Annotated in this window: 17 protein-coding genes; 10 read left to right on the top strand and 7 right to left on the bottom strand. The window is 68.7% G+C overall.

Annotated elements, in window-relative coordinates; translation table 11 throughout:
• The first annotated feature begins 159 nt into the window (after positions 1 to 159).
• The gene (locus tag ACIGHN_RS27310; RefSeq protein WP_396507392.1) at positions 160 to 735 is read left to right on the top strand and encodes a carboxymuconolactone decarboxylase family protein; all 576 of its coding nucleotides are present in this window, start codon (positions 160 to 162) and stop codon (positions 733 to 735) included.
• Between the two features lie 344 nt (positions 736 to 1079).
• Entirely contained in the window at positions 1080 to 1754 is a 675-nt protein-coding gene (locus ACIGHN_RS27305; protein WP_396507390.1) for a pyridoxamine 5'-phosphate oxidase family protein, read from the top strand.
• A gap of 14 nt (positions 1755 to 1768) precedes the next feature.
• Here the strand turns inward: ACIGHN_RS27305 and ACIGHN_RS27300 are convergent, their stop codons facing one another.
• On the bottom strand, positions 1769 to 4588 hold the full coding sequence (locus ACIGHN_RS27300; RefSeq protein WP_396507389.1) for a di-heme oxidoredictase family protein: 2820 nt from the start codon (positions 4586 to 4588) through the stop codon (positions 1769 to 1771).
• Between the two features lie 424 nt (positions 4589 to 5012).
• Between ACIGHN_RS27300 and ACIGHN_RS27295 the strand changes: the two genes are divergently transcribed.
• Positions 5013 to 5852 carry an aldo/keto reductase gene (locus tag ACIGHN_RS27295; protein WP_396507387.1) on the top strand — a complete coding sequence of 280 codons (840 nt, stop codon included), beginning with the start codon at positions 5013 to 5015 and terminating at the stop codon, positions 5850 to 5852.
• Between the two features lie 54 nt (positions 5853 to 5906).
• On the opposite strand, the gene ACIGHN_RS27290 is transcribed toward ACIGHN_RS27295, so the two are convergent.
• Positions 5907 to 6884, bottom strand: coding sequence for a LysR substrate-binding domain-containing protein (locus tag ACIGHN_RS27290; RefSeq protein WP_396507385.1), 978 nt, complete (start codon positions 6882 to 6884; stop codon positions 5907 to 5909).
• A gap of 105 nt (positions 6885 to 6989) precedes the next feature.
• On the opposite strand from ACIGHN_RS27290, the gene ACIGHN_RS27285 reads away from it, so the two are divergent.
• Together ACIGHN_RS27285 and ACIGHN_RS27280 are read left to right on the top strand one after the other, a co-directional pair.
• Complete coding sequence (locus ACIGHN_RS27285) at positions 6990 to 7748, top strand: sulfite exporter TauE/SafE family protein (protein WP_396507384.1); 759 nt, start codon at positions 6990 to 6992, stop codon at positions 7746 to 7748.
• Between the two features lie 180 nt (positions 7749 to 7928).
• Positions 7929 to 8369, top strand: coding sequence for a cupin domain-containing protein (locus ACIGHN_RS27280; protein WP_396507383.1), 441 nt, complete (start codon positions 7929 to 7931; stop codon positions 8367 to 8369).
• 84 nt (positions 8370 to 8453) lie between these two features.
• Here ACIGHN_RS27280 and ACIGHN_RS27275 read toward each other — a convergent pair whose 3' ends face one another.
• From ACIGHN_RS27275 to ACIGHN_RS27255, 5 genes are all read right to left on the bottom strand, one after another.
• A complete protein-coding gene (locus ACIGHN_RS27275) occupies positions 8454 to 8861 on the bottom strand; it encodes a hypothetical protein (RefSeq protein ID WP_396507382.1) in 408 nt (135 codons plus the stop codon).
• Between the two features lie 23 nt (positions 8862 to 8884).
• Positions 8885 to 10750 carry a gamma-glutamyltransferase family protein gene (locus ACIGHN_RS27270; protein ID WP_396507380.1) on the bottom strand — a complete coding sequence of 622 codons (1866 nt, stop codon included), beginning with the start codon at positions 10748 to 10750 and terminating at the stop codon, positions 8885 to 8887.
• 156 nt (positions 10751 to 10906) lie between these two features.
• The gene (locus tag ACIGHN_RS27265; RefSeq protein WP_396507378.1) at positions 10907 to 12472 is read right to left on the bottom strand and encodes an alkaline phosphatase D family protein; all 1566 of its coding nucleotides are present in this window, start codon (positions 12470 to 12472) and stop codon (positions 10907 to 10909) included.
• 187 nt (positions 12473 to 12659) lie between these two features.
• Positions 12660 to 14201, bottom strand: a complete 1542-nt coding sequence (locus ACIGHN_RS27260; protein ID WP_396507376.1) for a GGDEF domain-containing protein — start codon at positions 14199 to 14201, stop codon at positions 12660 to 12662.
• Between the two features lie 133 nt (positions 14202 to 14334).
• Entirely contained in the window at positions 14335 to 15309 is a 975-nt protein-coding gene (locus tag ACIGHN_RS27255) for an NADPH:quinone oxidoreductase family protein (protein WP_396507374.1), read from the bottom strand.
• 152 nt (positions 15310 to 15461) lie between these two features.
• On the opposite strand from ACIGHN_RS27255, the gene surE reads away from it, so the two are divergent.
• The 5 genes from surE to scpB all read left to right on the top strand — a co-directional run.
• Complete coding sequence (surE, locus tag ACIGHN_RS27250) at positions 15462 to 16250, top strand: 5'/3'-nucleotidase SurE (RefSeq protein ID WP_056411712.1); 789 nt, start codon at positions 15462 to 15464, stop codon at positions 16248 to 16250.
• 2 nt (positions 16251 to 16252) lie between these two features.
• Complete coding sequence (locus tag ACIGHN_RS27245) at positions 16253 to 17029, top strand: protein-L-isoaspartate(D-aspartate) O-methyltransferase (protein ID WP_056411711.1); 777 nt, start codon at positions 16253 to 16255, stop codon at positions 17027 to 17029.
• Positions 17030 to 17262: 233 nt separating this feature from the next.
• Positions 17263 to 18192, top strand: coding sequence for a peptidoglycan DD-metalloendopeptidase family protein (locus ACIGHN_RS27240; protein WP_396507372.1), 930 nt, complete (start codon positions 17263 to 17265; stop codon positions 18190 to 18192).
• 28 nt (positions 18193 to 18220) lie between these two features.
• A complete protein-coding gene (locus tag ACIGHN_RS27235) occupies positions 18221 to 19255 on the top strand; it encodes an RluA family pseudouridine synthase (protein WP_056411707.1) in 1035 nt (344 codons plus the stop codon).
• 153 nt (positions 19256 to 19408) lie between these two features.
• Positions 19409 to 20107 (top strand): SMC-Scp complex subunit ScpB (gene scpB, locus ACIGHN_RS27230; protein ID WP_396507370.1); only part of this gene is annotated, 699 nt, incomplete at its 3' end.

Below are 20107 nucleotides of genomic sequence, written 5' to 3'. Positions count from 1 at the left end.
GGCTTTGGATGAATGGGTATGAATTGTAGATGATTCATTCCCAATGGTGCGGCTCTCGGCCAGACACTGCAGGGGTGCTGAGTTCATCAAGCACCCGGTGCTCCAACCCCCTGGGCGCCGGCCTGCAACCTCTTTCCCATCACTTCCAAGGAAACCACCATGACCTCCCAGACCGCTGCTGTCTCCGCCTCGCCCCGCATTCCCCTGGTGGACCGCGCCACCGCCACCGGCCCGGCCCGCGCGCTGCTGGACCAGATCCACGGTGCTTTCGGCGCCACACCCCACATGTTCCGCGCAGTGGCCAACTCACCGGCGGCATTGCAGAGCATGTGGAGCGCTTTCGGCGCCCTGGGAGGTGGTGTCATCGGTGCCGCGCTGGGCGAGCAGATCGCCGTCGCCGTGGCCAACCGCAATGCCTGCGACTACTGCCTGGCCGCTCACACGGCGCTGGGTCGCAAGGCGGGCGTGAGCGGCGACGCGCTGGCCGCCGCGCAGTCGGGCGAATCGGCCGACCCGCGCACCGCCGCCGTGCTGCGGTTTGCGCTGCAACTGGTCAACGAGCGCGGGCAGGTCGATGCCGCCGACGTGCAGGCGCTGCGCGACCAGGGCCTGGACGACGAGCACATCGTCGAGATCATCGCCCACGTGGCGCTGAACCTGTTCACCAACTACGTGAACGTGGCGCTGGCGGTGCCAGTGGACTTTCCGGGCGTGAAGCTGCGCCCCGCGCGTTGAGGCGCTGAGGCGCTGCGCTGACAGTGAGGCGTCACGGGTCAGCGCTGGCTTCAGGGCTTTCGGCTGTGCAGTTGCTGCTGCAGCTGCAGCCACGCGGCACTCGTGGAGCGGAGGCAGGCGCGGTGACATTGGAGGCGTCATGGCGGGCGGCATGGGGGAGACGTTGTCACGCATGCTGCGCTGCAATGTCCAATGTCCAATGTCCAATGTCCAATGTCCAATGTCCAATGTCCAATGTCCAATGTCCAATGTCCAATGTCCAATGTGATTTGCCAGCGGCGGCCGTCTCGCGCACCATGGACCCCGGCCCTGATCCTTGCCATCACCTACCGACCAAGACCGCCATGCCACCTCATCCCGCCACCGAAACCGCCGCCACTGCAGGCCCCGCCCTTGCGCAGGCGGACCCCCATGCCATCGACACCCTGGCCGCCCTGGAGGCGCTGATGGGCCAGCCCGGCGATGCCTCCCTGCACAAAGAGGTGCCCTACGTGCACCCCACCTACCGCGCCATGATCGAAGCAGCGCCGTTTGCCGTGCTGGCCACCACCGGCCCCGGCGGTCTGGACGCATCGCCGCGCGGGGACCCGCCGGGCTTTGTGCAACTGCTGGACGATAAGACCCTGTTGCTGCCCGAGCGCCGCGGCAACAATCGCGCCGACAGCCTGCGCAACATCCTCACCGACCCGCGCGTGGCGCTGCTGTTTCTCATTCCCGGCGTGGGCGAAACCCTGCGGGTGAACGGCCGCGCCCGCATCAGCGTGGCACCCGAGCTGCTCGCGCGCTTCGTGGTCAACGGCCGGCCGCCCCAATGCGTGATCGTGGTGGACGTGGACACCGTGTTCTTCCAGTGCGCGCGCGCCATCCAGCGCTCGCGCCTGTGGGACGCCGTGCCCGCCGGCACCCCGCGCCCGGTGCCCACGCCGGGCGCGATCCTGGCGGCCATCACGCACGATGCCTTCGACGGCGCAACGTACGACAGGGAGCTGCCGGAGCGGCAGCGCAAGACCCTGTACTAGAGACTCTCTACCGACTACAGCGACCGCAGGAAAGCCAGCAGCGCTTCACGGTCCGCCGTGGGCAGGGCCTCGAAGCGGCGGCGGGCGGCATCGGCCTCCCCACCGTGCCACAGCACGGCCTCGGTCAGCGTGCGCGCGCGGCCGTCGTGCAGGTAGCCCACCTTGGCAGCCTGGCCGGCGCCCATCACCTTCTCGGTGTAGCCGATGCCCCAGAGCGGCGCGGTGCGCCACAGCGAGCCCGCAGCCTGGCCTTGCGCGAAGTTGTCCGCCAGCTCCGCGCCCATGTCATGCAGCAGCAGGTCCGTGTAGGGGCGGATGGTCTGGTCGCGCAGCTCTGCAAACAGGTGCCCGGAGCCGGTTTTCATCTCCGCGGTGTGGCAGGCCGTGCAGCGCGCGCTGTCGAACAGCCTGGCGCCCAGTGCCACCTGCTGCGGGTTCACGCGGTGTTCGTCCAGCGGTGCCACGCCCTTCGGAAATCCGCTGGCCTGGCTGCGCTGCGCGGGCACGGCCACCAGCGCCAGGTAGTTGGCCAGCGAGGTCAGGTCGGCCTCGGTGATGCCGGGCTTGCGCTCGCCCGCTGCGCAGGCCGCAGGGCCGTAGTTGCAGTCGCGCGAGGGGTACACGCTGGAGGTGACCGACATGTCCTGCAGCAGCGCCGTGGCGGCCTGCTGGCGCAGCGTGGCCTTCGAGGCCTTCCAACCGAAGCGGCCCAGGCGCACCGCGCCGCTTTCAGGGTCGTACACGTAGTTGGGTGTGCCTTTGACGCCATCGGCATCCGGCACGGTGCGCGCACGGGCCAGGATGTCGGCTTCGGGCACGGCCTCCAGCAGGCCCATGCCGATCATGGGCGGCGCGGCGCGCAGCGAATACACGGCGGGAACGGGGCCGTCAAAGCCGAGCACGGGCCTGCGCAACTGCACCACGGTGCCATCGGCCAGGCGCACATCGCGCGTCTCGAACCGGGCCACGCGCACGCTGTTGCCCCAGTCCTGCGCCTCGCCGGTGGCGGCGCGGGCGTTCATCTGCAGCACGCTGCCGTAGCGGGCGTGCGGCTGTGGCTGGCCCGTGCTGCCCAGGCTGGCCGCCTGCAGCGACATGCTGTCCAGGCGCTGGTTGACCTGCATGGGGGCCGGGCTGCGCCCGTTGTTGACGTGGCAGGCCACGCAGACGGACTGGTTGAAGTGCGTGCCCTGCAGCTTGGCGGCGGGCAGGTACGGGTCGTTGCCCGACTCGCTGTGCGCGCCGGTGGCGAAATGGGTGTGGATCAGCCGGCGCCCTTCGACGAAGCGCTGCATGTTCCGCATGCCGACGTTGTTGAACGGCTGCTGGAACATCGACGCGCCGTTGTCCGAATAGTTGTACGAGACCGAACCCGTACCGCCCGACAGGGCGGCCACCGGCAGCGGTGCCGAGTTGAGCCGGGGCTGCACGCCATACCAGGGCACGAGGCCGGTGCCCACCACATAGAGCCATTCGGCCGAGTAGTAGCGGATGCCGCCGCTGTCGCCCTTGGCCGCCATGGATTCACGGGTGCTGAACATGGCGGGCGAGACTTCGATGGAGTCTCCCACCACCAGCGCCCGCGAGGGGACGTTGGTTCCGTTGGGCAGACCATCGGCGCCCAGCCCGCCGTGGCCCGGGTACTGCCGGATGCGCAGCGTGCACGGCCCGTTGACGCCGTCGGGGCTGGCCAGCCGCCCGTTGGCGGGGTAGGGCGTGGGCAGGCAGACCTTGACGTTGCGGTCGACCAGCTCGCCCGGGTTCATCCAGCCGTAACCGGTCACACCCGGGCGGTCGAAGGCACGGAAGAACGCCGTGTCGCCCGGCAAAAAATCCACCGTGGTGTAGCGGTTGACCACCAGCGTGGGCTTGGTGACGCCCGCCACGCGGCTGTTGTCGATGATCTCCATGCCCCAGGTGCGGTTCTGGAAGTACTGCGTGACGAAGGTCAGGTGCGCGCCGGGGCCCTTGTCCACCGCGGCGCCGGTGGCAGGGTCCACCGTGTCGTTGGGGCCGTAGCCGATCTCGTTCCATTCTTCACCGCGCTCGCGGCCGTGTCGGCCCAGGGCCCGCGCGCCGAAGCGCGTCACCAGCGTGCCGTCGGCCAGGCGGAACTGCGTGGTTTCGGCCGGCTCGGGGGCTGCCGGCAGGGGCGTTAGCCCTTGCCCGTTGGCGGGGTAGCGCCAGGGCGACGTGGACGCCACGCCCTGGGTGTTGTCCGTGCCGGGGGTTTTGAATTCCACCTCGAACAGCGAATAGCCGTAGCCACCGGCCCGCGCCACGCCCTGCAGGCGCAGGTAGCGCGCGCTCATGCCCAGGTTCAGGAATTCCTCGGTGCCGCCCTTGCCGCTGGTGACGTAGCGGATCTGCGTCCAGGTTTCGCCGTCCTGCGAGGTCTGCAGGGCGTATTCCTTGCCGTAGGAGCGCTCCCAGATGAGCTTCATGGCGCCCACATCGACCTTGGCGCCGAAGTCGAACTGGATCCAGGCGTCGTCCACGAAAGTGCTGCCCCAGCGGCTGTTCGGGTTGCCGTCGATGGCAGCGCTGGCCGACATGCCCGGGTTCTCCACGGCCGACGAGGTGGCCTTCACCGGCTTGATGGGCACGCCCGGCTGGGTGGGCGCTGCCGCCGGTATCTGCGCTTCGGATTTTTGCTGCACGTACGCCGCGTCGGGCGATATCTGCGACATCTGCACGGCCTGCTGGCCTGTGCCGCCGGTGGTGCTGTCACCCCCGCCGCATGCCGCCAGCGCTACCGCCACAGCGCTCAACGCGCACCAGTGCGCAGCCTGGCGCGCAGGGGTGTGCGCACCCTTTTTCATCGTGTGTTTCATGATCTTCCCGCCCTCGCATCACAGTGCGTTTTGTGAATCGATCATAGGCACGCAGACCATCGGGCTGACCCCGGCAGTTGCGCGGGCGCAGCAGAAAATTTGCGTGAATTAATTGCGAAACGTGAGCAAACGCAACATGGAAAGATCGCTTTTGGATGCGTGTTCATCTGCGCAGCCGCGTACTGTGTGGGCCTCCCGGTTTTGGGGCAGTTGCATATGGATGCAATGTGGCCGCGGCCGGGTCGCAGTGCACGGGGGTGACCGCATCTTTATGCTGGCTTCTTTACCAGACGGTGCAGCCAGCGGGGCTGCGTGCGAAGATGCCCAGCGAATGCCTTGCCCGGCCTGTACTCCCCTGCGCGCCCTGCGCACGGCATCCAGCGCCGCTTCTCTTCTTCAACCACCGACATCACGGACCCAGACGATGACCCAGCTGCATCCGCACCCCACCCTTGCGCTCAACGACGGGCGATCCATCCCGCAACTCGGCCTGGGCGTCTGGCGCACGCCGGCCGACGAAACGGCGCAGGCCGTGACAGCCGCGCTGGGCGCCGGCTACCGGCACATCGACACGGCCGCCATCTATGGCAACGAGGCAGGCGTGGGAGAAGGCCTGCGCGCCAGTGGCGTGCCGCGGGGCGACGTCTTCATCACCACCAAGCTCTGGAACGCCGAGCAGGGCCTGGACACCACGCTGCGCGCCTTCGATGCCAGCATGAAGCTGCTGGGCCTGGAGCAACTGGACCTGTACCTCATCCACTGGCCATGCCCGGCGCGGGGCCTGTATGTGGACACCTGGCGCGCCTTCGTGCGGCTGCAGGCCGAAGGCCGCGTACGCTCCATCGGGGTCTCCAATTTCGAGCCCGAGCACCTGGACCGCCTGGTGCAGGAGACCGGCGTCAAGCCCGTGCTCAACCAGATCGAGCTGCACCCACGGTTCCAGCAGCATGCGCTGCGCGACTACCACGCCGCCCACGGCATTGCCACGCAGGCCTGGAGCCCGCTGGGGCAGGGCCAGCTGCTGGCCGACCCAGCCATCGTGGCCATTGCCAGGAAGCACGGCAAGACGCCCGCCCAGGTCATCGTGCGCTGGCACATCGAGATGGGGCACGTGGTGATTCCCAAGTCGGTGAACGCAGGCCGCATTGCCGAGAACGCCGACGTGTTCGGCTTCACCCTGGATGCGGGTGACATGGCGGCGATAGCCGGGCTGGACGATTCCGAGGGGCGTATCGGCCCGCACCCCGCGACCGCGGCGTTCTGACCGCAGGCCAGCCTGCCTGGCACAGCGAGGGCTGCCTTGCCAGCCCCTTCCGCGTCAGGCGTGCTCCGCCGTGAAAGCAGCCGCCGCCTCGCGCAGCGCCTGCGCAAACTGCGCCACCTCGGCATGCTGCGCGTCCCGCTGCCGCTGGAACAGCGTGATGGGCGGCAGCGTCCAGCCGAAGCGGTGCGGCACGATGGCCACGCCGGCGATGCGCACCAGCTCCTGGGCGATGTCGGCCGGCACGATGGACACGGCCCGTTCGCTGGCCGCCACCAGTTCGCCGATGACCTTGGACGACAGGCTTTCCACATAGGGCTGCGGCGGCACCACGCCCGCGCGCAGGAAGAAGTCGGTGATCTGCTCGCGCATGGGCGTCTGCCGCGCGCCCAGCACCCAGTCCAGGTCCGCCAGCTCGGCCCAGGCCAGGGGCTTGCGGGCCAGGCGCGCCGACAGGCGGCGGTGGGCGATGAGGCGCGGCTCCTGGTGGTAGAGCACCTCGTGCACCAGCCCGTCCATGTCGAGCACGGCGGAGGTGCGGCCGACCACGCAGTCGAGCTCGTGCCCGCGCAGGCGCTGCAGCAGGTGGTCGCTGGTGCCTTCGTGGATGCTCACCGTGGCACGCAGGCCGCGGGGCCGCGTCTGGCCAATGGCCGCAGCCAGCAGGCGCCCCGGCACGAACGGGATCACGCCCACCTGCAGGTGCGCCGCGCGGCCAGCGCTGGCGGCCTCCATGTCGCGCGCCCAGTGGCCCAGGTCCTGCAGCAGGGTGCGCGCACGGGCCAGCGCCACGGTGCCCAGCGCCGTGGGCACCATGCCGCGCGTGGACCGCTCGAACAGCGGCGCGCCGAAGATCGCCTCCAGCTCGGCCAGCGCATGGGTGATGGCCGGCTGGCTCGTGGCCATGTGGTGCGCCACGCGGGTCAGGGTGCCATGCGCCTCGATCTGCTGCAGCAGCACCAGGTGGCGCATCTTCAGGCGCGAGGCCAGGCGGGCCTGGACGGCGTCGGGATCAAGCGGCAAATGCGCAGGCATGGCTGGTTTCGGGCTATTAGTAAATCAATATGGCTTGATATTAATTGCTGATGCTTTGCTTATGAGAACTCTCCACAATGCACGGCAACAACGGAGGGGAAGGTGATGGACTCATCTGTGCTGTGGGTGGTGGCCCTGGGGGCGGTGGCCGCGGGATTTGTGCAGGGCCTGTCGGGCTTTGGCTTTGGCATGGTGGCCATGTCGTTCTGGGCCTGGACGCTGGAGCCGCGCCTGGGCGCGGTGCTGACGGTGTGCGGCGCACTCACCGGCCAGCTGGTGGCGGCGTTCTCGGTGCGCCGGGGCTTTGACAAGGCGCGGCTGCTGCCCTTCGTGCTGGGCGGCCTGGCGGGCATTCCGCTGGGCGTGGCCGTGCTGCCGCGCCTGGACATGGACGCCTTCAAGCTCGTGCTGGGCACGCTGCTGGTGCTGTGGTGCCCGGCCATGCTGATGGCCAAACAGTTGCCCCGCATCACCCGCGGCGGGCGTGTGGCGGACGCGGCGGTCGGCCTGGCCGGCGGGGTGATGGGCGGCCTGGGCGGCTTCACCGGCGTGCTGCCCACGCTGTGGTGCACCCTGCGCGGCATGGACAAGGACGTGCAGCGCGCCATCATCCAGAACTTCAACCTGGCGATGCTGCTGGTAACTTTTGCCACCTACGCGGCCACGGGCCTGATCACCCGCGAGGCCCTGCCCCTGCTGGCCATCGTGGTCCCCGCCATGCTGGTGCCCACGCTGCTGGGCGCCCGGCTGTACCACGGCATCAGCGACGCGCGGTTCCGGCAGATCGTGCTGGGCATGCTGACGCTGTCGGGCGTGGCGATGCTGGTGGCGAGCGTGCCGAAGGTGCTGGCGCGGTGGGTGTAGTGGCACACCGTCAGAACCCTGATGGCCTGGCAGCGCGGCCGCGCGTTCGGGCCTAACATGCTCCCCGGCACACGCCCCGCTGCACGCAGGCGTGGCCGCCGCACCAGGCTGCATCGACGTCAACGCCAACGCCAACGTCAAAGCAACCGCAGCCGCGGCTTCATCCACCGAGGAGACTTCATGACAACAACACACGACAAAACCCTGGCCCGCGCTGCAGGCGCCGCCGTCGCACTGGCATTGGTTGCCGCGCCGGCGCTGGCCGACGTGTTCACCAAGGAAGAGCTGATCAAGGCCAACAAGGAGGCCGCGGGCGGCGGCAAGGGCACGCTGGTCGGCGAATACGCCTTCACGCGCGACAAGGCGCTCAAGGACCACGCGATCAAGGAGATCAGCTGGCTCACGCTGCAGCCGGGCGACTCCATCGGTTTTCACAAGCACACGACCAACGAAGACACCTACATCATCATTTCCGGCCGCGGCACCTTCCGCGACAAGGACGGCAAGGACGTGGCCGTGAAGCCGGGCGACGTGACCATCGTGCGCAAGGGCGAGTCGCATGGGTTGGCGAATACGGGCAGCGAGCCGCTGGTGTTTGTGGATGTGATTGCCGAGCAGTGACGCCAGCGCCGGCTGTGCCGTGTTGGCATGGCTGGGTGACGGCTCCAAGAGCGTTCTGCACCGTGATGGCAGAACGCTCTTTCTTTAATGGCTGCTGGCGCTTGTCCAGTGCGCGGTAGCGGCACTTTTTCTTGGGATTGCGTGCCACCCTGGGCGCATCCATATGGCTGGATAGCCGCTCGCCGAATTTTCCCAATCCTTTGGACCGGTCCGCATGATCACGAAAGCCCCGAGGACCGTGCCGATCGGTACCGCAAAAAGCAGCAGGATTCCCAGGGTCCAGGACAAGCTGCGACCCCACAGCAGCCCATTGCGAACGCCCCTCAATGCCAGGGCGTGGAGTACCAGCGGTGTGCCGAACACGGCTGCAAAAATGAGCACGCCGGTAGCGCTGGCCTTGTCGCCTGTGAGGTGGATCGCGCTCAACAGTGCCGCCAACAATCCGTAGAAGATGGCCAATCCGAGATGAATTCGGGCGAGTGATTTGTTCATCGTGCGTGCGCTGTTGTCTTCGTTCAGTCGCCCATCACCACACCCTCGCGCCGCGGGTCGGCGCCACCCATCCACAGCTTCTTGCCATGGGCGTTGCCCAGGGTGATGGCCTGCAGGCCGCTGGTCATATTCATCTCGCGCACTTCGGCGCCGCGGGCGCGCAGGGCTTCCACAGTAGCGGGCGGGAAGCGCTTTTCCTCCAGCAGCGTGGGCCCGTTCATGGAGCCGAAGTTGGGCAGGTTGATGGCCTGCTGCGGCATCAGACCCCAGTTGAGCACGCCGTACAGCGTCTTGGCGGTGTAGTGGATGATGGCCGCGCCGCCGGGGCTGCCGCCGCTCATCAAGAGCTCGCCCGTGGCCTTGTCGAACACCAGCGTGGGGGCCATGGACGAGCGCGGGCGCTTGCCGGGCTGCACGCGGTTGGCAATGGGCTGGCCCTGCGCGTCGGCGGGCGCGAAGCTGAAGTCGGTGAGTTCGTTGTTGAGCAGGAAGCCCCCGCTGCGTGCGGCGCTGGTGGTCACCATCTGCCGCGCGCCGAACTGGTCTTCGATGGTGGTGGTCATGGCCACGGCGTTGCCGAAAGCGTCGACGATGCTGATGTGGCTGGTGCCGTACTCGGGCTGGTCGGGCATGGGCGCGTAGCTGGTCTTCACCGCGCCGGGGTTGCCGGGCTGCGCGACCTTCATGCTCTGCGCGCCGATGAGCTTGGCGCGGTCGGCCAGGTAGGCGGGGGCGAGCAGGCTGCTCCAGCTGCCCGCGGGGGGCTGCACGAAGTCGGGGTCGGCCACGTACTGCGCGCGGTCGGCGAACGCCAGGCGCGCAGCCTCGGTGTACAGGTGCAGCCAGTCGGCCGAGGGGATGCCGTCCTGCAGCGGCTTTGCGGCGGCGTCGGTGTTCTTGAGGATGCCCAGGATCTGCCCGATGGCGATGGCGCCCGAGCTGGGCGGCGGGAAGCCGCAGACGCGGAAGTCCTTGGTGGCGACCTGGTAGTCGTGGCACAGCGCCTCGCGCTTTTTAGGCTGGTAGCCGGCCAGGTCGGCCAAGCTGAGCTTGCCGGGGTTGGTGGGGTGCTTTTGCACCTTGTCGACGATGGCCTGGGCGATCTCGCCCTCGTGCAGGGCCTTGCTGCCTTCGGCGGCGATGCGGCGCAGCACCGCAGCCAGTTCGGGGTTGCGCAGGTTCACGCCCACGTCGCGGGCATCGCCATCGGCCTTGTAGAAGTAGGCGGCGGCCACCGGGTCCTTTTTGAGGTGCGGGTCCGCCGCCACCAGGGTGTTGAGCCGCGCGCTGATCTTGAAGCCGCCCTCGGCCAGGGTGATCGCGGGCTGGAACAGCGTGGCCCAGGGCAGTTTGCCGTGCTGCTTGTGCGCCAGCTCCAGCATGCGCACGGTGCCGGGCACGCCGACCGAGCGGCCGCCCACCACGCCGTCGTAGAACGGCACGGGTTTGCCGTCGGCGCCGAGGAAGAGTTTTTCGTCCGCAGCGGCGGGTGCGGTCTCGCGCCCGTCGTAGGCCTCCACCGCCTTGCCGTTGCTGTGCAGCAAGAAGGCGCCGCCGCCGATGCCGCTGGACTGCGGCTCGACCAGGGTCAGCACCATCTGCACCGCAATGGCCGCGTCCACGGCCGAGCCCCCGGCCTTGAGGATCTGGTAGCCCGCATCGGTCGCCAGCGGGTTGGCGGCGGCCACGGCGAACTTCTCGGTGGCCCAGCCCGGTTTTTCGGTGTAGCCCGACGAGCCCTCCGGCTGGGCCGGCACGGTGTAGGCGAACTGCGAGGGGCTGATGGTGCCAGCGCAGCCCGCCAGCAGTGCAGCGAGCGCGGTGCCAGTGATCAGGCCCGGGCGCAAACGCCGGGGCGATGCCGAGGATGGCGAGACGATGGGGGACATGGGCTTCTCCTTCGTGGCAGCAAGAAGCGGCCATCGTACGGTGCGCAGCCCGCGCAAGGGCTCGGCGTTACATTGCGCTACAGGCGCTGGGTTTGAAGCTTTTCATGGCCCTGCCGCTGTCTGGACAAGCGCGACCAGCTATCAAAAGAGGAGCGATCACGCCGCCACGGGCCCGGCGCGCCCGTCTTGCACGACGAACTTGGCCAGGGTGCTGATGCCGCTGTCCGCGCGCATCGGGTCGTCCACGGTGTGCAGGGTGGTGGTCCAGCGCTCGGGCGTGATGTCGGCAATGCCGTAGCCGCGCAGGTCGCAGCGGGCCAGCAGCACGTGGGGGTTGTGCCGCACTACGGCGTCCACCTTGTCCTGCGTGGTGCCCGAGCGCGAGCTGATGGAGGTGCCGCAGAACTCGCTGGCGATGACAGGCGAATCCGGGCGGTCCGCGTCGGCGTGTACGCGGCACACGTAGTTCTGGTGGATGTCGCCGCCCAGCAGCACTGTGTTGCGGGGAGCATGGCGGGCCACCGATTGCAGCAGGCGCGCGCGGCCGGCGGGGTAGCCGTCCCAGTTGTCGGTGGTCACCGTGCCGGAAGGGTAATGGCGCGGCGAGAACAGCGTCTGCTGGGCCAGCACGCTCCAGCGGGTGGCGTCCGGCGCGGCCGCGTCGCTGGCCAGGCCTGTGTCGAGCCACTGCTCCTGCGCCGCGCCAAGGTAGGTGCGGGCCGGGTCGACCAGCTCGGCGCAGGCGCCGCCGCGCACGGCCCCTGCGCTGGCGGAATCGGGCGTGCGGCAGGCCTGCCAGGTGCGGTACTGGCGGCCGTCCAGCAGGTGGATGTGGGCCAGTCGGCCCCAGCGCAGCCGGCGGTAGACCTGCAGCGCGTCCCACCGGGTGTCGGGGAAGGGCCGGGCCAGGCTCGTGGCGCGCAGGGGCATGTTCTCGTAGAACGCTTGCCACGCGGCGCCGCGCATCGCCAGGAAGTGCGGGGTGTCGCCCCGGCCTGCGCCCGCGGCGTAGTCGTTTTGCACTTCGTGGTCGTCCCAGGTCACGGCCCAGGGGCAGGTGGCATGGGCGGCCTGCAGGGCCGGGTCGCTCTTGTGCAGTGCGTACCGGTCGCGGTAGTCGGCCAGCGTGGTCGCCACCTTGAGGGTGTGGGTGCGCGCCAGGTCCGATGCATTCTTGGGCGTGGCATATTCGTAGATGTAGTCGCCCAGGAACAGCACCAGGTCGGGCTGGTCGGCCGCCAGGTGGCGCCACGCGGCGTACTGGCCGTGCTCCCACCGCTGGCACGACGCAAAGGCCACCCGCAGCGCATCCGGCAGGTCGCCCGCCGCAGGCGCGGTGCGCGTGCGGCCCACGGCGCTGACCGCATCGCCCAGCATGAAGCGGTAGTGGTACCAACGCCCCGGCGCTAGGCCGCGCAGCTCCACATGCACGCTGTGGCCCAGCTGCGGCAGGGCAGGCGCCTCGCCCTTTTGCACGATCTTCGCAAAGCGCGCATCGTGCGCCACCTCCCACCGCACGGTGTGGGCCGCCTGCAGCTGCGCCGCATCGGCCAGCACCAGGCGCGTCCACAGCACCACCCCGTCCGGCGCCGGATCGCCACTGGCCACGCCCAGCGCGAACGGGTGGGTGGACAGCGAAGGCGCGTTGCTCCACGCCCAGCGGGGCAGGGCAGTCGCTGCGGCCGCACTGGCGGCGAGTTGTAGAAATGCGCGGCGGTCCATGGTCGGTGACGTTTCAGGTGATGGGCAGCAGCAGCCCGAGCAGGCGCTGCTTTGAGCAGCATCCTAATCAAGCGGACGTCGATACCGGCGCGCCCCCAGGCCAGTGCCACCGTGGAACTGGCTCTGCCAGGCCACGGGTGGCGTCCCCCTGGGGGGAAGGCGCCGCAGGCGACTCAGGGGGGAGTGACTACGCGGGCATCACCCGATTCTTGCCCGACCGCTTGGCCAGGTACATCCCCTGGTCTGCGCGGCGGATGGCGTCGGCGCTGCTTTCGCTGTCCACCAGTTGGGCCACGCCAGCGCTGAAGGTGATGAGCACCTTCTCGGTGCCCTGCAAAAAGAACCGGGTGGTCAGCTCGCGCTGCAGCCGGGTCATGGCGGCCACGCCGCTGTCGACCGTGGTGTCGGGCAGCACCAGCACGAATTCTTCACCGCCATAGCGCGCCAGCAGGTCCTGCGGGCGCATGACCTCGCGCGTGACCTGTGCCAGGTGCACCAGGGCCGCGTCGCCGCCGGAATGGCCCAGGCGGTCGTTGATGGTCTTGAAATTGTCCACGTCGAGCAGCGCCAGGCACAGCGGCGAGCCCAGGCGGCGCGATCGGGCGATCTCGCGCTCCATCGCCTCGTCCAGGCCCTTGCGGTTGAGCGATCCGGTCAGCGGGTCGTGCCGTGCCTGGGCGCTGGCGCGGTCGAGCTCTTCCTGCAGCTTGGCCACCTCGGCGCGCTTGGCTTCGGTGCGCTCGCGCAGGTCCTGCAGTTCGTCGTGGGTCACGCGGCTGTCCAGGGCCATGGAGCGGGTCGCGCTCATCACCTCCTGCAGCACCGGGGCGATCTCCTCGATGGTGTTGGCCTTGCCGATCAGGTCGGCGCAGCGCTCCATCGTGCCCTGGTAGGTGGTGCTGGAGGCGGTGATCCGCGCCAGGCGCTCGATGAAGGTGGTGAGCATTTCCTTCATCTGCTCCTGCGCCTCCACCGTGCGGGCCTTGGCCTCGGCCTGCTTGAAGATCACGTCCTTCAGGCGGCGCTGCACGTCGTCCAGCCGGCGCAGCGTCAGCGGCGGGGTGGATGCTGCCATCAGCGCCTGGGCCTGGCCCTGCAGCCAGCGGTCTTCGGCGCTGAGCACGGCAATGTTCTCGAACACCATGTGCAGCAGATTCAGCAGGCCGCTGCGGATGGCGCCTTGCTCTTCGGTGGCGAAGGACAGCCGGTAGGTGAAGTTGCCCAGCATCAGCTGGGCGGTGGATATGGGGGGCGCGGGCTCGCGCAGGAAGGTGACGAGCTGCTGCGCCATCTCGATCACGCGGGCGTCGTCGTCGCCCAGCGCGGGCAGCACGTTGTCCACCAGGCGCGCCAAGAGCTGCGCAAACTCGTCGGGCAGGATGGCGGCGGGCGGGGCGGCGTCCGCGGCCGTCTCGATGGGCGTGGCCGTGGCCGACATGGGGTTCAGCCCCAGGTTGGCGTAGCCGACCATGGTGCTTTGCAACGACGACCAGTCCTTCTGGATGATCGCCCGCTCGAATTGGCCCAAAAGGCGCTTTTGCGCTGGGGTCTGCCCCGGCAGCACCCGCAGGATCTGGCTCAGCGGCCCTTCGGGAAAGGGCTGCGGGCTGCGAGTTTCGGCGATCTCGTCATACAGCGCCAGGTAGTTGTCGGGCGTGGGCTGCAAGCGGCGGATGGCCAGCTGCTTGAGTGTCTCGCGCGCGATTTCGGAGGGTGGACGGTCGGCCATGTGCTGACACCAGGGTCTGAGGGGGCGAAGTCCCCAAGTGTGACACAGCAGCCGCTGTTTGGGTGCCGCCCCCGGGGGGCAAAAACGCCGGTGACCCGGGGTGGCGGGCGCGGGTTGATGCGCCCTGCCGCTGTCAGTTGACCATGACCAGTTTGCCCATCACGCCGCGCGACCCCATGTGCGCGTAGGCGGCTGGCAGCTCGGCCATGGGCATGGTGCGGTCGATCACCGGCTTGATCTTGCCTTGGGCGTACCACTGCGCCAGCTCGCCCATCATGGCGGCGTTGGCCTTGGGTTCGCGCTTGGCGAAGTCGCCCCAGAACACGCCCACGATGGACGCGCCCTTGAGCAGCGCCAGGTTGAAGGGCAGGGCCGGGATGGGGCCGGACGCAAACCCCACCACCAGGTAGCGGCCGCGCCAGGCGATGGAGCGGAACGCGGGCTCGGCAAAGTCGCCGCCCACCGGGTCGTAGATCACGTCGGGGCCCTTGCCGTCGGTCAGTGCCTTGATGGACTCGCGCAGGTTGTCCTTGCTGTAGTTGATGGTGGCGTCCGCCCCGATGGAGGTGCACAGCGCGCATTTCTCGTCGCTGGAGGCCGCTGCGATCACGCGCGCGCCCATGGCCTTGGCGATCTGGATGGCCGAGGTGCCCACGCCGCCGGCAGCGCCCAGCACCAGCACCGTCTCACCCGCCTTGAGTGCGGCGCGGTCCACCAGCGCGTGGTAGGACGTGGCGTAGATCATGATGAACGCGGCCGCATCCACGTGCGAGAAGCCTTCGGGCAGCGGCATGCACAGCGCAGCAGGCGCGATGGTGTGCGTGCCGAAGCCGCCCGTGCCGGACAGGCAGGCCACGTTCTGGCCGACCTTCAGGTGCGTCACGCCGTCACCCACTGCCGCTACCACGCCGGCATATTCGGAGCCGGGCACGAAGGGCAGCGGCGGTTTCATCTGGTACTTGTTCTGCACGATGAGCAGGTCGGGAAAGTTCAGGCTGGCGGCCTTGATCTCGATGAGCACCTCGCCGGCTTGGGGCGTGGGCGTGGGCAGTTCGGTCCAGGCCAGGGCGTCGACGCCGACGGGGTTGGTGCAAAGCCAAGCGTGCATGGGATGGGTCTCCGGTCAATTTTGTTGAACGGATGATAGGTGGGGGGCCCGGGCGCGCGTTGTCCCACGAGCGACCGCCTTGGCTGGCGCGCGAGGGCGGGGCGGGCGGGGCACTGCGACCTACAATCGGTTGCAACCCCCTGCTGCAACCCATGAAAATTCTGATCTCCAACGACGACGGCTACCAGGCTCCGGGCATCGTGGCATTGCACGATGCGCTCAAGACCCTTGACGGGGTCGAGGTGGAGGTGGTCGCGCCAGAGCACAACAACAGCGCCAAGTCCAATGCGCTGACGCTGCACTCGCCGCTGACCGTCACCAAGGCCTACAACGGCTTTCGGTACGTGAACGGCACCCCAGCCGACTGCGTGCACATTGCGCTCACCGGGCTGCTGGGCTACCGGCCCGACCTGGTGGTCTCCGGCATCAACAATGGCGCCAACATGGGCGACGACACCATCTACTCGGGCACCGTGGGTGCGGCGATGGAGGGCTATCTGTTCGGCGTTCCGGCCATCGCGTTCTCCCAGGTCGACAAAGGCTGGGGCGAGATCGAGGCGGCTGCGGCCAAGGCTCGCGAGATCGTGGAGCAAATGCGCGCCCAGCAGCTCGTCAATGAAACACCCTGGTTGTTGAACGTGAACATCCCCAACCTGCCTCTGGATGTGCTCAAGCCCATCAAGCTGTGCCGGCTGGGCCGCCGCCATGCGGCCGAGCGCGTCATCGTGCAGGAAAACCCGCGGGGTGAGGCGATGTACTGGATCGGCAGCGCGGGCGCTGCCAAGGACGATGCAGAGGGCACCGACTTCCACGCCACCGTGCAAGGCCATGTGTCGATCACACCGCTGAAGGTGGACCTGACCGACCACGACAACCTGGGTTATTGGGCGCAGACGGCGTCGCGACTGGCGTCAGGGGCAGCCCACGCCCCGAAGGCGTGACGATGCAGCAGCGCCGCCCCGGATTTCCGGCCCGTCTGCCGGGTACGGCGGCACCGACGCCAGCGCGCCCGGCCCCTGCGGCGCCGCTGGGGGGGCGGCCGCCGGCACCTTCGCCGTCGGGGGTGGGGCTGGATTCCGCGGCCGTGCGCGCGCGCATGGTGCAAAAGCTGGCGGCGGGCGGCATCACGTCGTCCGCCGTGCTGCAGGCCATGGGGGCGGTGCAGCGCCACCAGTTTGTGGACAGCGCGCTCGTCAACCAGGCGTATGAAGACACCAGCCTGCCCATTGGGCTCGGCCAAACCATTTCAAAACCCAATGTGGTGGCCCGCATGTGCGAGCTGCTGCTGGGCGCGGACATTGCACGCTCCGGCGGCCTGGGCCGGGTGCTGGAGATCGGCACCGGCTGTGGCTACCAGGCGGCGGTGCTCAGCCATCTGGCGCGCGAGGTCTACACGCTGGAGCGGCTGCGCGGGCTGCACGACAAGGCCCGCAGCAATCTGCGGCCGTTTCGGCTGGCGAATGTCCATCTGCTGTTTGGCGACGGCATGCTGGGCTATGCCAAGGGGGCGCCTTACGCGGCCATCATCGCGGCCGCAGGCGGCGACGCCGTGCCGCAGGCGTGGTGCGACCAGCTGGCCGTCGGCGGACGGCTGGTGGCCCCCATGGCCGTGGCGGGCGGGCAGCAGATGTTGCTCGTGATCGACAAAACCCCGCACGGATTGAAACAAAACGTGCTGGAGCCCGTACATTTTGTCCCCCTAAAATCGGGGGTTGCCTAGAAGGGCTCGTGCGCTGGCACGCGTCCTCCCTGGGGCATGAGGTCAGCGGTTGCCACGGCGCGAGCGTTGATCTCATGGTCCAGCGCATGGGAACAGCCGGGAAAAGGTCCGGCTTCTGCATCGCAGCCCGCTTGCGGTCTTCATCTCTTGGCGCATCGCGCGCCTTGTTGCCGGGCCTTTTACCGGTTTTCGTGAGCACGTGAGTGCACAACACGGTCCAAAGGGAAATGCTTATGTTCGTATCGCGTGGTCTTGTGGTTGGGTTTACCGTGGCGCTGGCGGGGCTCGCGCTCACCGGTTGCGGCACCCGGCTGAACAGGGCTCCTGTGGAAGACCGGGGCACGGCGTCCCAGTCTCCCGCGCCTTCTGCCGGCGCACAGTCCGGCGTGGTGGTGGGCACGCCCATCAAGCCCCTGCCGGGCGCCGAAAACGCAGGCAAGCCGGGCTACTACACCGTCAAGCCTGGGGATACCCTCATTCGCATCGGCCTGGAATCCGGCCAGAGCTGGAAAGACATCGCCCGCTGGAACAACCTGGAAAACGCCAACCTGATCGAAGTCGGCCAGGTGCTGCGCGTGGTGGCTCCCGGGGCTGCATCGCAAGCGGTGGCGTCCGATACCGGGGTGGTCACCCGCCCGGTGGCGTCGTCCTCGGTGACGCCGGCCACGCCGGCCAGCGGCCCTGTGCCGCCTGCCAGCGCAGCCAAGCCCGGTGCGCCTGCGGCTTCGGGCCCGGTGGTGGCGGCTGCACCGGCGCCTGCCGCGCCCAGCGCTCCCGCCGCTGCAGGGGGAGACGACGAACTGGCCTTCATCTGGCCCGCCCCTGGCTCGCTGATCGCGGGCTTCGACGAGGCGCGCAACAAGGGCTACGACATCGCTGGCAAAGCGGGCGACCCCGTGCTGGCCGCGGCCGATGGCCGCGTGGTGTACGCCGGTGCCGGCCTGCGCGGCTACGGCAACCTGGTGATCCTCAAGCACAACAACACCTTCCTGACGGCCTACGCCCACAACCAGACGCTGCTGGTCAAGGAAGACCAGGCGGTGCGCAAGGGCCAGAAGATCGCCGAGATGGGCAGCACCGACGCCGACCGCGTGAAGCTGCACTTCGAGATCCGCCGCCAGGGCAAGCCTGTCGACCCGTCCCGCTACCTGCCAGCGCGCTGAAGCCGTGGCCACCCCGCCGCTCAGCGGTATGAGCCCCGCTGCGCGGGCGGTTCAGGCCGGCGACAGTGACCTGCTGCCTGAAGACTCCGACGAATCCGAAGATTCCGGCGGCCTGGCCGAAGGCGCTGCCGGCGAACTGCGCACCATGACCGTCGCTGTCGCGCAGCACGGCGCGCGGCTCGACCGGGCGCTGGTCGAGCTGGTGCCCGAGTTTTCGCGCAGCTACCTGCAGCAACTGCTGTCGCAAGGCATGGTCCGCCTGCAAGGCGCGCCGGCACTGAAGGCATCGGCCAAGGTGAAGGCCGGCGATCAGATCGTGCTGGAAATGCGGCCGACCCTGCAGAGCCAGGCGTTCAGGCCCGAGCCGATGGACATCGACGTGGTCTACGAAGATGCCCACCTGCTGGTCGTGAACAAGCCTGCCGGCCTGGTCGTGCACCCGGCGCCCGGCAATTGGAGCGGCACACTGCTCAACGGCCTGCTGGCCCGCGACGAAAAGGCGCTCATGGTGCCGCGCGCCGGCATCGTTCACCGTCTGGACAAGGACACGAGCGGCCTGATGGTGGTGGCCCGGGATCGTGCCACCATGGACGCTCTGGTCGCGCTGATTGCCGAGCGCCAGGTCAAGCGCCAGTACGTCGCCTTGGCGCACGGCGCCTGGAGCGGGCCCACGACCCGCGCTGTCAACGCGCCCATCGGCCGGGACCCGCGCAACCGCCTGCGGATGGCGGTGGTGGACCTGGCGGTGCATGCCGGCAAGGCGGCGCGCACCGACATCCGCTGGCTGGAGGGCTCGGAGCAGGGCTGCTGGGTGCAGTGCACCTTGCACACCGGCCGCACGCACCAGATCCGCGTGCACATGGCATCGCTGAAACACCCGCTGGTGGGGGATGTGCTGTACGGTGGCGCGCCCGTGGAGGCGATGCAGCGGCAGGCGCTGCATGCCTACCGCTTGGCCTTCGCCCACCCCGTGACGGGCCAGGCCCTGGAGTTCATGGCCCCGGTGCCCGAGGATATGCGCCAGGCCCTTGCTGCATGGGGCCTGGGCTACAATGCGCCCTGACGGCCCCACAGGCCCCCAGCCCGAAGACGGAATCCCGCCGGGCCCTTGCGTCGCGCCGGCGCCTTGCACAGTGCGCCATTGCTATTGATTGCCCCCTGCTGTTGATGTGACACCCGTCGCGACGCGTGCCACTTTTCCAGGAATCGCCAAACCATGAACACGGTGGATGCCAAACGGGTCCTCGAAACTGCGCTGATCTGCGCGCAGCAGCCTGTGCCTTTGCGCGAGCTGCGCGTGCTGTTCAACGACGCACTGGGGTCCGACACCTTGAAGCTGCTGCTGCAGGATCTGCAGCTGGACTGGGCGCAGCGTGGCGTGGAGCTGGTGCAGGTGGCCACAGGCTGGCGCTTTCAGAGCCGCCCGGAAATGCGCGAGTACCTGGACCGGTTGCACCCCGAAAAGCCCCCGCGCTACACCCGGGCCACCATGGAGACCCTGGCGATCATTGCGTACCGCCAGCCGGTCACCCGCGGCGATATCGAGGATATCCGGGGCGTGACGGTCAACAGCCTGATCATCAAGCAATTGGAGGACCGGGGTTGGGTCGAGGTCATCGGCCACCGGGAGACGGTGGGCCGGCCGTCGCTGTTTGCGACCACGCGGCAGTTTCTGGACGACATGGGCCTGCAGTCGCTGGACCAGTTGCCAGTGCTCGACGACCCGTCTGGCAATGCGAACGTGCTGGAGGCCATGGCGGCAGCGGCGCAAGGTGTGATCGAGCCTGAGCCTGAACCCGAAGCCGCGCAGGCACCGGAACCGGGGCTGGGGGTGGAGGTTGCCGAAACCGTGGCCGTGGCACCGGAGCGTGAAGAGGAGCAGGTGGAACCGCAGATTTCGCCAGAGCCAGGGCCA

The organism is Acidovorax sp. NPDC077693, from assembly GCF_044542805.1.
GTDB lineage: Bacteria > Pseudomonadota > Gammaproteobacteria > Burkholderiales > Burkholderiaceae_C > Acidovorax.
The sequence above is the reverse complement of the archived record's forward strand: the minus strand, read 5'-3'. Positions and strand labels throughout refer to the sequence as shown.

Coding starts and splice junctions, on each gene's coding strand:
- ACIGHN_RS27310 (WP_396507392.1), top strand. CDS start 160: ATGACCTCCCAGACCGCTGCTGTCTCCGCCTCGCCCCGCATTCCCCTG.
- ACIGHN_RS27305 (WP_396507390.1), top strand. CDS start 1,080: ATGCCACCTCATCCCGCCACCGAAACCGCCGCCACTGCAGGCCCCGCC.
- ACIGHN_RS27300 (WP_396507389.1), bottom strand. CDS start 4,588: ATGAAACACACGATGAAAAAGGGTGCGCACACCCCTGCGCGCCAGGCT.
- ACIGHN_RS27295 (WP_396507387.1), top strand. CDS start 5,013: ATGACCCAGCTGCATCCGCACCCCACCCTTGCGCTCAACGACGGGCGA.
- ACIGHN_RS27290 (WP_396507385.1), bottom strand. CDS start 6,884: ATGCCTGCGCATTTGCCGCTTGATCCCGACGCCGTCCAGGCCCGCCTG.
- ACIGHN_RS27285 (WP_396507384.1), top strand. CDS start 6,990: ATGGACTCATCTGTGCTGTGGGTGGTGGCCCTGGGGGCGGTGGCCGCG.
- ACIGHN_RS27280 (WP_396507383.1), top strand. CDS start 7,929: ATGACAACAACACACGACAAAACCCTGGCCCGCGCTGCAGGCGCCGCC.
- ACIGHN_RS27275 (WP_396507382.1), bottom strand. CDS start 8,861: ATGAACAAATCACTCGCCCGAATTCATCTCGGATTGGCCATCTTCTAC.
- ACIGHN_RS27270 (WP_396507380.1), bottom strand. CDS start 10,750: ATGTCCCCCATCGTCTCGCCATCCTCGGCATCGCCCCGGCGTTTGCGC.
- ACIGHN_RS27265 (WP_396507378.1), bottom strand. CDS start 12,472: ATGGACCGCCGCGCATTTCTACAACTCGCCGCCAGTGCGGCCGCAGCG.
- ACIGHN_RS27260 (WP_396507376.1), bottom strand. CDS start 14,201: ATGGCCGACCGTCCACCCTCCGAAATCGCGCGCGAGACACTCAAGCAG.
- ACIGHN_RS27255 (WP_396507374.1), bottom strand. CDS start 15,309: ATGCACGCTTGGCTTTGCACCAACCCCGTCGGCGTCGACGCCCTGGCC.
- surE (WP_056411712.1), top strand. CDS start 15,462: ATGAAAATTCTGATCTCCAACGACGACGGCTACCAGGCTCCGGGCATC.
- ACIGHN_RS27245 (WP_056411711.1), top strand. CDS start 16,253: ATGCAGCAGCGCCGCCCCGGATTTCCGGCCCGTCTGCCGGGTACGGCG.
- ACIGHN_RS27240 (WP_396507372.1), top strand. CDS start 17,263: ATGTTCGTATCGCGTGGTCTTGTGGTTGGGTTTACCGTGGCGCTGGCG.
- ACIGHN_RS27235 (WP_056411707.1), top strand. CDS start 18,221: ATGAGCCCCGCTGCGCGGGCGGTTCAGGCCGGCGACAGTGACCTGCTG.